This window comes from Acinetobacter sp. TAC-1, assembly GCF_029025845.1.
Taxonomy (GTDB): domain Bacteria; phylum Pseudomonadota; class Gammaproteobacteria; order Pseudomonadales; family Moraxellaceae; genus Acinetobacter; species Acinetobacter guillouiae.
In genome coordinates this window covers 427237-440083 of the sequence record NZ_CP118892.1, presented here as the reverse complement: position 1 = coordinate 440083, position 12847 = coordinate 427237, and the positions used below count along the sequence as shown (strand labels likewise).

Annotated in this window: 11 protein-coding genes; 3 read left to right on the top strand and 8 right to left on the bottom strand. The window is 40.1% G+C overall.

Annotation, left to right across the window (positions count from 1 at the left end; genetic code table 11):
- Positions 1 to 6: 6 nt before the first annotated feature.
- The 6 genes from PYV58_RS01970 to dxs all read right to left on the bottom strand — a co-directional run bounded on the left by PYV58_RS01970 (position 7) and on the right by dxs (position 8150).
- Positions 7 to 684 carry an outer membrane lipid asymmetry maintenance protein MlaD gene (locus PYV58_RS01970; RefSeq protein WP_004816841.1) on the bottom strand — a complete coding sequence of 226 codons (678 nt, stop codon included), beginning with the start codon at positions 682 to 684 and terminating at the stop codon, positions 7 to 9.
- The gene (mlaE, locus tag PYV58_RS01965) at positions 684 to 1463 is read right to left on the bottom strand and encodes a lipid asymmetry maintenance ABC transporter permease subunit MlaE (protein ID WP_004725633.1); all 780 of its coding nucleotides are present in this window, start codon (positions 1461 to 1463) and stop codon (positions 684 to 686) included. Before mlaE ends, PYV58_RS01970 begins: the two co-directional genes overlap by 1 nt.
- On the bottom strand, positions 1460 to 2278 hold the full coding sequence (locus PYV58_RS01960) for an ABC transporter ATP-binding protein (RefSeq protein WP_004725631.1): 819 nt from the start codon (positions 2276 to 2278) through the stop codon (positions 1460 to 1462). The genes mlaE and PYV58_RS01960 overlap by 4 nt, the downstream gene beginning before the upstream one ends.
- A gap of 411 nt (positions 2279 to 2689) precedes the next feature.
- Positions 2690 to 4627 (bottom strand): DEAD/DEAH box helicase, encoded by a 1938-nt coding sequence (locus PYV58_RS01955; protein WP_275059693.1) that lies wholly within the window; start codon positions 4625 to 4627, stop codon positions 2690 to 2692.
- A gap of 657 nt (positions 4628 to 5284) precedes the next feature.
- Positions 5285 to 6115 (bottom strand): inositol monophosphatase family protein, encoded by an 831-nt coding sequence (locus tag PYV58_RS01950; protein WP_004725624.1) that lies wholly within the window; start codon positions 6113 to 6115, stop codon positions 5285 to 5287.
- 130 nt (positions 6116 to 6245) lie between these two features.
- Positions 6246 to 8150 (bottom strand): 1-deoxy-D-xylulose-5-phosphate synthase, encoded by a 1905-nt coding sequence (gene dxs / locus PYV58_RS01945; RefSeq protein ID WP_004816835.1) that lies wholly within the window; start codon positions 8148 to 8150, stop codon positions 6246 to 6248.
- A 315-nt stretch (positions 8151 to 8465) separates the two neighbouring features.
- On the opposite strand from dxs, the gene ribA reads away from it, so the two are divergent.
- Together ribA and PYV58_RS01935 are read left to right on the top strand one after the other, a co-directional pair.
- Positions 8466 to 9068 carry a GTP cyclohydrolase II gene (ribA, locus tag PYV58_RS01940; protein WP_034616453.1) on the top strand — a complete coding sequence of 201 codons (603 nt, stop codon included), beginning with the start codon at positions 8466 to 8468 and terminating at the stop codon, positions 9066 to 9068.
- Between the two features lie 122 nt (positions 9069 to 9190).
- The gene (locus PYV58_RS01935; protein ID WP_227504266.1) at positions 9191 to 9448 is read left to right on the top strand and encodes a DUF4844 domain-containing protein; all 258 of its coding nucleotides are present in this window, start codon (positions 9191 to 9193) and stop codon (positions 9446 to 9448) included.
- A 241-nt stretch (positions 9449 to 9689) separates the two neighbouring features.
- Here the strand turns inward: PYV58_RS01935 and hemN are convergent, their stop codons facing one another.
- Positions 9690 to 11054: an oxygen-independent coproporphyrinogen III oxidase gene (hemN, locus tag PYV58_RS01930; RefSeq protein ID WP_034616455.1), complete on the bottom strand. Its 1365-nt coding sequence runs from the start codon at positions 11052 to 11054 to the stop codon at positions 9690 to 9692.
- Between the two features lie 274 nt (positions 11055 to 11328).
- Between hemN and hemF the strand changes: the two genes are divergently transcribed.
- Positions 11329 to 12270, top strand: a complete 942-nt coding sequence (gene hemF, locus PYV58_RS01925; protein WP_034616398.1) for an oxygen-dependent coproporphyrinogen oxidase — start codon at positions 11329 to 11331, stop codon at positions 12268 to 12270.
- Positions 12271 to 12552: 282 nt separating this feature from the next.
- Here the strand turns inward: hemF and PYV58_RS01920 are convergent, their stop codons facing one another.
- A complete protein-coding gene (locus PYV58_RS01920) occupies positions 12553 to 12762 on the bottom strand; it encodes a hypothetical protein (protein WP_034616401.1) in 210 nt (69 codons plus the stop codon).
- Between the last annotated feature and the right edge of the window lie 85 nt (positions 12763 to 12847).

The following is a 12847-nucleotide window of genomic DNA, read 5'->3' as shown; positions in this document are numbered from 1 at the left end:
TAATGCCTATTCAACAAATGAAGTTTGAGCATCAGTTGTTTCAGTGGATGCAGATGCATCTTTAGCTTCCGATGTGCCAGTTGATGATTTTCCTGCACCACCCGTAATAAATTTGGTAATCAAATCTTCTAGATCCATCGTACCTTGGGTGTTTTCAATGCTTTCACCACGTTTAATGTAGTTAATGCCGCCACCTGGTACGATTTTCAAATATTTTTCGCCTAAAAGACCATTGGTTGCGACCATTATGTAAGCATCTTCATCAATATTTGTGATGGATTTCATGTTACCTAACAGTTGCGTTTCCATTTCTTTTTGTTTCTCAGGTGTCGCAGCCTGATAATCAGCACTGTAGTGTAAATCACCTAGCGCATTTTCTTTTACTTTCTTCAACTGTTCTGCATTGAAGGTTGTCAATGAACCATCCAAATCGAATTTAACCGTTGCATGACGTGTCACAGGATCAAGTGTAATTGCATCAACTTGTCCAATTTTAACACCGCTCATGGTCACTTTGGCACGCGGTTTTAAACCATTCACATTGTCGAATGTTGCAGTCATTTCATAACTGTCTTTTAAGTTTGTACCGACCAAACCACTCACTTTCATGGCTAAAAAGAATAGAGCAAGACCAAAAATGATGACAAAAATACCGACGGTCAGCTCACTAGCACGTGATTTCATTAAACACCTCCGAACATGACCGCAGTCAACACGAAATCAAAACCTAAAACACATAACGATGAATACACAACAGTACGTGTCGTAGATGTTGCGATACCTTCAGATGTTGGTTCACAAGCATAACCTTGATACACCGCAATCCAAGTACAAATTAAAGCGAATACTAAACTTTTAATGATGGTCCCGTTAAACACATCTTTCATAAACTGAGTGCTACTCAGAATACCACTCCAGTACGAGCCTTCATCTGCGCCGAGAAAATCTACACCGACCATTTTGCCACCCATAATACCAATCGCAGCAAAGATCACAGACAGCATCGGCAAACTGACAATACCAGCCCATAAACGTGGAGAAATCACACGCTTTAACGGATCAACACCAATCATTTCCATACTGGATAATTGTTCAGTTGCCTTCATTAGGCCAATTTCAGCAGTCAAAGCAGAGCCAGCACGACCAGCAAAAAGCAAGGCAGCCACAACAGGCGCAAGTTCACGCAACAAGGTTAAAGCCACAGCTGCGCCCAACATGGCTTCACTACCAAAAGTGACCAAGATGTTATACATCTGCAAACCGAGTACTGCACCGATGAACAGCCCAGATACAGCAATGATCAATAAAGACAGTACGCCTACTCGATACATCTGATAAATGAAAAGTTTTACACCAAGTATTGTTGGCAAAGAGAATAAAATGCGCAACAACATGAGCATTGCAACACCAATGCCCTGAACACGTTCTAGAACGCGTCTACCCAATAAGGCAATAGCATTCATGAACTAACCTCATTACTTAAATAGGCTTGATGACTAAATTGATAATCAACAGGACCTTCAACCGAACCTGTTAAGAATTGCTGTACAAATGGAGAAGCGTGTTGTTGCAATTGCTCAGGTGTCCCCTCGCCTTGCACCTTACCTTCAGCCACAACATAAATATAGTCAGCAATTGATAATGTTTCATCAACATCATGTGAAACAATAATTGTTGTTAGATCTAAAGCGTCACGTAATGATCGAATTAATCGGGTCAAAACCCCCATCACGATCGGATCTTGCCCAGCAAAAGGTTCGTCATACATAATCAAGTCTGGGTCAAGCGCAATCGCACGAGCAAGCGCCACACGTCGATTCATCCCGCCAGAAAGTTCTGCGGGCATCAACTTTTCAGCACCACGCAAACCAACCGATTCTAATTTTAGTGCCACCAACTCAGCAATTAAATTTTCTGGTAATTTTGTATGTGCGCGAATTGGAAAAGCAACATTTTCATAGACGGTCATGTCGGTAAATAACGCACCACTCTGAAATAACATCCCCATACGCGCACGTGCAGCAAAAAGCTCATTACGTGACATCGAAGCAATGTTTTTCCCATCAAGTCGTACTTCACCAGCATCTGGGCTAAGCTGACCACCGATGAGCCGTAACAAGGTTGTTTTACCCGTTCCAGATGGTCCCATGATTGCGGTAATCTGCCCACGACGAATCTGCAAACTCACATTATCGTAGATAACGCGTTCACCTCGGTTAAAACTTAAATTTTTGACTTCAATTAAAGCTTCAGCTTCGGAATGACTGTGTTTATTCATAGCTGAACTTTTTCCTGCATTTATCAGCCCACATACTATACTCTTAAATATCTATATGTTTTGTAATTAAAAGATAATAAAAAATCATAAAGAATATTCATCTTTATAAACAATGTTTGTTGGGCTATTTTTTAGTTTTTTACTTTTAAATTTTATTTAATGAGCAAATAGATTATCTAAAAAGCAGGCTATAAAAAAAGTACCCAACATTTGAGATCAATAAAAGTGAGAACATATATAACATAATTACCTCAAAGAAATCATCAACTTTATTAGATTCAATTTTTCATAAGTTAAGTCTAACTGTTTTATTAAATAAATTGAACTATGTCACACTTTATTCTACCAAATACTTTTCAACTTGCAATAAAAAACCAGCCTGAAGGCTGGTTTTTTATTAAAAATATCTAATTAATCGTTGAATTTGCGACGCGGACGGTCTGCATTGAATTCACGCTTTGGACGGTCTTCACCACCGAATTCACGCTTAGGACGATCTTCACCGCCAAACGCACGTTTAGGACGATCTGAATTAAATTCACGCTTAGGACGGTCTTCACCACCGAATGAACGCTTAGGACGATCATCACCGAAAGAACGTTGTGGACGGTCACCAAAACCACCTTCACGACGTGGTGGACGATCACCAAAATCACGCTTAGGACGATCAGCAAAACTGCCTTCACGACGTGGTTTGTAATCTACGCTGTTACCACGGTTGTCATCATTCGAGTTAAAACGAGGTTTATCGTTAAAACCGCCTTCACGACGTGGACGATCAGAGTTGAAATCACGCTTAGGACGATCTTCACCACCGAATGAACGTTGTGGACGGTCACCGAAGCCACCTTCACGACGTGGTGGACGATCACCAAAATCACGCTTAGGACGATCTTCGCCACCGAATGAACGTTGTGGACGATCACCGAAACCACCTTCACGGCGTGGTGGACGATCACCAAAATCACGCTTAGGACGGTCATCACCATAAGATGGACGATCACCACGTGGTTTGTCATCGAAGCTACGACGTGTACGATCATCACCGCCTTCACGACGTTTGAAGTTTGATTCACCTTCAAAACGACGACCACCGCCGAAACCGCCACGACCGCCTTCACGACGACCGCCACCGTTACTACGACCACGACCGCCACCATCACGACTACCGCGAGCTGGAGGTGGAGATGGCTCTAAACCTTCGATTTCAGAAACACTTAAACGCGCTTCTAAATAATCTTCTAAAGCACGGATTTTACCGCGTTCACGGTAAGTTGCTAAAGTGATTGCTTTACCAGTACGACCCGCACGACCTGTACGACCAATACGATGCACATAATCTTCATTCTTCATTGGAAGACCGAAGTTAATTACGTGAGAGATTGTTGGTACGTCAAGACCACGAGCAGCTACGTCTGTAGCAACAAGAATTTTTGCACGACCTTCACGGATACTGCGTAAACGACGGTTACGTACAGTTTGTGGCATAGCACCATGAAGCGCAACAACTGAAAGACCAGCTTCTGCAAGCTCTTCAGCAAGCATATCTGTATCTTCTTGAGTTGAAGCAAATACAACTGCTTGATCTACGTCTTCTTCATTTAACCAATGCGTAAGCAATTTTTTCTTATGCTCAAAGCCATCAGTCCAATGTAAAGTTTGGGTAATATCAGTATTTGTAGAATGACCTGTTTCAATTGCAATACGTTCAGGTTCGTTCATCATGCGTTCAGCAAGATTAATGATACGTGGTGCAAATGTTGCAGAGAACATTAATGTTTGTTTACGATTTAAAGCTAAATCGCTGATTGCTTCTAGGTCTTCAGAGAAACCTAAGTCAAGCATACGGTCAGCTTCATCGACGATTAAAGCATCAACTAAATCAAGTTTAATTTGACGACGGTTTACAAGATCAAGTAAACGACCTGGAGTCGCAACAACAACTTGTGCACCTTTTAATTGTTGGATTTGCTTACCAAAAGGCATACCACCCATGATTGCTGCAACACGTACACCTTTCATATGGCGTACAAATGCAATCGCATCTTGACATACTTGTTGTGCAAGTTCACGAGTAGGTGAAATCACCAAGATATTTGGTTGAGTTACTGCTTTCATACGATCTTTAAATGGTACAAAAGTATCTTGACCAGCTAAAGCGTTTAACGTAGGGAGTAAGAATGCAGCAGTTTTACCAGAACCAGTTTGGCTTGATACTAGAAGGTCTTTTCCTTCTAAAGCCGCTGGAATAGATAGTTCTTGAACAGGAGTCGGCGTAGTAAAACCAAGACTCTCGAGTGCTTTCTGTAGCGACTCGTCTAATGAAAATTCAGCAAAAGTTTTGCTCATAGAGATATTCACCCTAATGTGGGTGCTCCATTAATATATGGTCTGATGGACATCGGCAAAAAGCGGCACAGCAATAATCGCTGAAAATATAGAATCAGCGGCGATCCGAGAACGACGATGCGTATAACGCACATTTGATAACAGCCGCAACCTGAAGGAATCGCTTAAGCGATTGGGTGGGGCGCGAAATATTGTCCTCTCTTTGGACCGGACGCGCATACACAATATAGAAGAGAAATGTTCAGGTAATGAACGAAATTTAGTGCGTGCGCAGAGTATAGCAGAATTTATAATAATGTCACGAAGTTTTATTGTTTTTTCCTGTATTGTATTAAGTCATTCATTATCATCAGGAATTAAATAAAAAATTTGATCTACAGCTAAACTTTCATCCTCAAGAATATCTGCTACAGCTCCCCCTAAACACTCCACGGTAAACTCGCTGAGAATAATCGTATTGGTTTGCCAATGATATGTGCTCTTAACTTCCCCCAATAAGTTGTATTATTTTTATATCAGTACTATTCGCTAGGTCTTGCACTCACCAATGTTTAAACGACTATATTCCGTCTTAATAGTATCGCATTAAATCGCAACCCATAAAAAAGCCCTCATAACGATGAAGGCTTTTTAAAACTCAATCTACACAAGTATAAATTACTTCGCAGCTTCACCCCAAGCAGGAACAACAGCTTGCATCAATGGTTTTAACATTTTCATAGAACACGCAATCACTTGACCATTTTCCATAGAATCTGAACCACCACGAGCATCAACGACAGTACCACCCGCTTCTTTCACCATAAGCTCGCCTGCTGCGATATCCCAAGGTTTTAAACCGAGTTCAAAATAACCATCTAAGCGACCAGCTGCAACATAAGCCAAGTCCAATGCAGCAGAACCCGCACGACGATATTGTGCGCCAGCTTCAGTTACATTTAATAATGATTCAAAATGGTTTTTCGCATAAGAAACAATCTCACCATTACGTTTAGCGCGGTAAGCATGGCCTACACCCATAAAGGTATTTTCAAGACTGTCTTTAACATTCACACGAATACGACGTTGATTCAACATTGCGCCACGACCACGGCTTGCAGAGAATAGCTCATCTTTCACAGGGTCATAGATAACACCGTGTTGAGTTACACCTTTATGTTGAACTGCAATAGATACACAGAAATGTGGGAAAGCATTGATAAAGTTTAAAGTACCATCCAGAGGATCAATCACCCAACACCAATCGGCATCGTGACCTTTACCTTCTTGTAGTCCAAACTCTTCACCAAGGAAGCTGTGATTTTTATAACTTTTACGAAGCGTATCAATAGTCAACTGCTCGATATAACGATCTACACGAGTCACTGGACCATCAATACCTTTTTCTTCGACTTGTAGATCGAGTTTATGACGATTTTGATGCGCTTTTAAAAGCTCTTGACCAACTAACTGAGCCGCACGCGCAGCCATCACCACCATAGGTTCCATTGAACACCCACTACAAATTTGAAGATACTGATAAAGAATAATGCATAAAAGCGCCGACATTTTAGCAAATATCGGCGCTTTTTGGGAAATTTTGTTGCTAAATTTTTACAACTTTAACTTTTACATGAGCTTAAACGTGTTGTACCAGCTTTAACCAAGCCTGTTCAATTGAGTTTTGAATACCTTTTACATCTAAACCACAGTCTTGGAGCATTTCAGAATGGCTTGCTTGTGCGAGGAATTCATCAGGTAAACCTAGGTTTAAAATTGGCTTCACAATTTGCGCCTGTGCCAAGAACTCATTGACCGCACTACCCGCACCCGCCATCACCGCATGTTCTTCAACAGTTACAAATAAGTGAGTTTTGTCTGCCAAATCACGAATAATCTGTTCATCCAATGGTTTCACAAAACGCATATTGATCACACGAATTGCAATATCCAACTTTGGTGCCAGCTGTTTTGCTGATTCAAGCGCAGGTTGAACACGACTACCAAAGGCTAAAATTGTGATTCCTTCTTCGTGTTCAGTATTAAGTTCTAACAATACTTCAGCTTTACCAATTTCCAGCTCAATCAACTGTTGTTGAATTTCTACACCTAAACCGTTACCGCGTGGATAACGTACTGCAGTTGGGCCTTTGTATAGATATGCTGTATGCAACATTTGGCGACATTCGTTTTCGTCTTTTGGCGCCATGATCACCATGTTGGGTACAGTACGCATATAAGCATAGTCATACGCACCAGCATGCGTAGGACCGTCTTCGCCGACTAAACCTGCACGATCAATACCAAAGGTCACATCAAGATTTTGTAAAGCAACATCATGAATCAGTTGGTCATAACCGCGTTGCAGGAAGGTTGAATAAATTGCCACAACTGGCTTCAATCCTTCACACGCCATACCCGCAGCTAATGTCACTGCATGTTGTTCTGCAATAGCAACATCGAAGTAGCGCTCTGGAAATTGTTTAGCAAACTGCACCATGCCTGAGCCTTCACACATGGCAGGCGTAATTGCGAGTAATCTGTCGTCTTGTGCAGCTTCATCACAAAGCCATTGCCCAAATACATCTGAATATTTTGGCGCTACATTTTTAGTTGCTGAAGCATTAATTTTGCCAATCGCATGATATTTAATTTGATCCGCTTCAGCAGGTGCAAAACCCTTACCTTTCACGGTATAGACATGGATCAGACGTGGCCCTTTACGCTTTTTCAGCGCATTAAAGACTTGTACTAGTTGCTCCACATCATGGCCATCAAATGGGCCAAAATAATCAAAACCAATGGCTTTAAATAGATTATCCGCAGCATCTGTCGCAGATTGATGTAAACGAGAGTTGTAGTTCCATTCAGGGCAATCCTGTACAAAAGCTTGCCCTTCTTCATCAATATTGATGAATTGCCCTTGTTCCCAAATTGCAGCTAAATGCTTAGCAAAACCACCCGTGCTACATGAAATCGACATATCATTGTCATTGAGTACCACCATCAAATCAGCATTATGCGCCACTGCATCATTCATGGCTTCAAATGCCATTCCAGCAGTCATCGCACCATCACCAACGATAGCAACAACTTCACAAGGATCTTTTTGATAACGACGTGCCAAGGCCATACCCAAGCCAGCAGAAATTGCAGTCGATGAATGTCCTACACCAAAGGTATCAAATTCAGATTCATCACGCGCTGGAAAAGCCGCCAAACCATCTTTAGAACGGATGGTCATCAATTGCTCACGGCGTCCTGTAAGGACTTTATGTGGATACGCCTGATGGCCCACATCCCAAACTAAACGATCCCGTGGAGTTTCAAAACAATAGTGTAAGGCAACTGTTAATTCTATAACGCCAAGGTTTGCACCAAAATGCCCGCCACTTTGTCCAGCAGCATACAAAATAAATTGACGCAATTCGTCTGCGACCTGCGGCAATTGGCTTTGCTCAAACTGACGTAATTGTTGAGGATGATTAATTTCATTCAACAAAGGCGTAACAGGACGATGACTAGGTATTTCGGTATACAACATATGTGGCAAAGCCTTCTAAAGCCTGGCAAATCTAGCTAGGTAAACGGGTTAGCATGATTGTGAGAACCAATGATATCACATTCAATCAGCCACATTTATAATGATGCGTCATTGGAACTTCCAAGTCAGCAAGTGTGCTCTTGGTGTCAATTATCATGAATAATCTATCTATATATCAACTATTATCGTGTGCTTTATACAAAAAAGAAATTTTTATAGCAATGTTATCTATAAAAACATGCTTTACAAACCTACCAATGTCCAAGCATTACGCTATACTTTAGCCAATTTCTAAACAAATAGATGGAAGATTCTGTGTCAATAGAGTTTGTTGCCACTTCAAAATTACCCACTGCTTATGGTGATTTTAAAATTTCTGTATTTCAAGATCCACAAACAGGTGAAGAGCATGTTGCTCTTTCTAAGGGTTTAGAAATCGCGCCTACAAACCCCGTTTTAGTTCGTATTCATTCAGAATGTTTAACTGGCGATGCCTTTGGTTCATTAAAATGTGACTGTGGCCCTCAATTGCACAACACCATGAAAATGATGAATGATGCAGGCCAAGGTGTGATTTTATATTTGCGCCAAGAAGGTCGTGGTATTGGTTTGACCAATAAAATCCGTGCTTATGCTTTGCAAGATCAAGGCCATGATACCGTTGATGCAAATTTATTGTTAAACCTACCTGCTGATGCACGTAAATATGATATGTGTAGCATCATGCTCGATCATTTACAGGTCAAACAAGTTAAACTCATTACCAACAATCCATTAAAATTAAAAGCTTTAACAGATTTAGGTATTGATGTATTAGACCGTGTACCGTTGACCGTGGGCTTAAATAAGTTCAATGAAGATTATTTAAAAACCAAACATGATCGTATGTCACATATGTATGAGAAAGATGATTTTTAAATAATCACTAAGTTAAATAATAGGAGACTGAACTAATGAAATTAAGCTCAATTTTATTTGCAATCAGTCTCCTTTAACTCAGCGCATAGTGTCAGGCATCTGATTCAAAAGCCCAATCTGTAATCATTCAACAATTAAGAGAGTTCCAACAACAAGACCATTTTTTATATGCTGGGATCAAAAATCCTCAATTAAAGCAAAAACTCAATCAAATTGACCCATATAGCCTAGATACAGATGATAGAGAACAAGTTGCTGTTAGCTATGAAAAATTTTTAGATATTATTGGCCTAGAAAGCTCAGATGGTATTTTAAATAATTGGGTATATGGTGAAGTCATTAATAAGTTAATTGAACAAAAGAAATCAGTAAAACCATAACCTCTCTATTAATTCACTAATTTTTATAAATAAAACATCAAGAAAGGTTTTGCTATCGCGGATGGCGACAGGGATGTCGCCGTTGGGCAAGGGTGACAGGAGTCCCCTTTGCCCAACAAAGGATTTTTGTTTCTTTTCATCCTGAGTAAAAACAAAGTACTACTTTGTTTGCAGCGCAAGGAAAGGAATCATCTACACTTCTTCATCTAAATTTTTAAATACAATATTTTGTAAAATATAATCAAATCGTCATCGAGAAAATTTGTGTTTCAGGCTTTCTACGCTTTAAATGTAAATCAAACGCCATACAAATATTTCGCACAAAAGGCTTCCCTTGCTCCGTGATCACAATCCGATCCGCTTCAATGTTCAATAAACCATCATGCTGCATTTCAACAAGCTGTTGAATCACATCACCACGCTCAGCAAAATCCATCGCCTGATCTGACCAAGAGGTTTGAAAGGTGCACATCAAATTCAAAATATGCTGACGAATCTTTAAATCTTCGACACTTAACACATGCCCTTTCACCACAGGAATCTCATCATTTTCAAGACAAGTGTAATAGGCATCTAAATTTTTCTCATTCTGTGCAAAGCTATACCAACTATCACTGATTGAAGATAGACCCAATCCGATCATGACTTGTGTTTTTGATGAGGTATAACCCATAAAATTACGATGCAAAGTACCTGCATGAAATGCTTGATACATCTCATCTCGATCTAAAGCAAAATGATCCATCCCAATCTCATGATAACCATGCGCTAAAAGTTGCTTTTTCCCTTCCTCATACAGCGTTCGCTTCATCCCATCTTTAGGTACATCATGATCTTTAAACCCACGCTGTCCGTTGCCCTTAATCCAAGGCACATGCGCATAACTATAAAAAGCCAAGCGATCTGGCATTAACATATTAGTCAAATCAATGGTATGCAACACATCTGCTAAATTTTGAAATGGCAAACCAAAAACCAGATCATGTGAAATCGATGTATAACCAATCTCTCTTGCCCATTGCGTCACTTTTTCTACATGTTCAAAAGGTTGCACACGATGAATAGCTTTCTGAACAGTCTCATTATAGTCTTGCACCCCATAGCTGACACGGCGAAAACCAAGCTCATACAAGGCTTGTAAATGATCTCGCGTGGTATTATTGGGATGCCCTTCAAAACTAAATTCATAACCATCTGCAATATTGGCTTTGGCTAAAATACCTTGAATTAATTGTTGTAAATGCTCAACTGAAAAAAATGTTGGTGTCCCGCCACCCAAATGGATTTCTTTAATGATGGGTCTGTCTGCTAACAACTGACAATATAAGTCCCATTCTTTTAAAACGGCTTGAATATAGGGTTGTTCAACATCATGCCGTTTCGTGACTTTTTTATGGCATCCGCAAAATGTACATAGACTTTCACAAAATGGTAAATGAATATAAAGACTGATGCCTTCAACGTGATTAGACTCATCAAAAGAGCGCTTTAACGTCTGTTTCCATTGTTGCAGCGAAAATGATGCCTCCTCCCAATATGGAACCGTTGGATAACTGGTATAACGGGGTCCAGCAACATTGTATTTTTGAATCAAAGAACAACTCATATTCACTGCTCGATACGCAATTAACATTCAGAATGCAATAAACCCAAAAATTGAATTTATCCTCAATACATTGTGCTGAGCTTAAGGATAGATTTCAACCTAGCGAATTGCTCGGGATTGCGTAGCGTGTATCCGTGATACCCACAGATTTTTTAGGCTCATTCGACTCATTCACGCCACGTTCAAAACCTGTCTTTATGATGACTTGGTTTTGTTTTTTTAGCGTTTTATGTTTTGATGTAGAAAATTTTTCAATTCTCCTTCGAGGATGATCATGCAAAATCCGACTTCTGCAGATATTCAACGTGTTCGTGATTTCCTGACAGATTTACAAGCTCGAATCTGCTCTACCCTAGAGCAACAAGAACAAATAGGCCACGGCACTGCAACATTTGAAATTGATGACTGGCAACGCCCTGAAGGAGGTGGTGGTCGTTCACGTGTTCTACAAAATGGTACTGTGATCGAAAAAGGCGGGGTGATGTTTTCTCACATCAACATTTCCAAACTGCCAGCTTCAGCAACAGAACGCCATCCGGCAATCGCTGGAGCCAAAGCACAAGCTTTGGGGGTTTCTTTGGTCATTCACCCAACAAATCCCAATGTTCCCACATCTCACGCCAATGTACGATTATTTGTTGCAGAACCCGAAGGGCAAGCACCAATTTGGTGGTTTGGTGGGGGTTTTGACCTCACACCTTTTTACCCCAATGATGAAGACGTTTTATCTTGGCACCAAACAGCATTCGACCTGTGCGCACCGTTTGGTGAAGAAGTTTATGCTGAACATAAACAATGGTGTGATGATTACTTCTACTTAAAACATCGTGATGAACAACGTGGTATTGGTGGTTTGTTTTTTGATGATTTAAATCAATGGGATTTTGAAAAGTGCTTTGAATATATCCAAGCGGTCGCAAATGGTTATTTAAATGCTATTTTGCCTATTTTCCAAAGAAATCAGGATAAACCATTTACACAAGCCCAACGCGACTTCCAATTGTATCGTCGCGGTCGCTATGTTGAATATAATTTGGTTTATGATCGTGGCACCTTATTTGGCTTACAAACTGGTGGTCGAATTGAATCTATTCTGGTCAGTATGCCACCGCTTGCAGCATGGTCTTATCGCCCAGAATGGGATGAAAACAGCCCAGAAAAACGTCTCACTGCTCATTATTTAAAACCTAAAGATTGGTTGTCGATATTAAAATAATCTCTCGCCATTTAGGTTTCATCGTGACCAAGCTATCTTGCATTCAAGATAGCTTTTTAACCTTTACCGATGAATCCTTCTGAGAAGATAGCGCTTGAAAGATTTACTCACAATTAAAATGAGAATAATTCACGATAAGGACACTTTTTTAATTTAATATATGCTCAAACCTGACTAAGATACCAACCTTAAAATTTCCTTAATTTTTTGATAAAGTCTTAGCGTTTAAAGATTATTATAGCGGTAGAAACCAGAGGTAGGTATGAGGAATTTATTAGAAAATCACAAGGTTACACTTTCATTCAGTATTTTATTTTTATTAGCATGTTCCATTTCAACCACCATTATCTCTAACAACCATCTCTCTGACAGCATCTCAATTACTTCTAGTGTTGTTTTATCTGCTGGCTTTCTTGTTGTTTTTGCTATGATTTTTCTTGACTTCTTAGAGTCAGTTTGCAATCCATAAACATCTTTTTTAAAGCACAACATTTCCCCAAAAACCTTCCTCTTAAAAACCAGCTTTAGCGCGATTAAAAAAGCGCTCTAAATCATCAATTTATTCAAATTTTAGCAT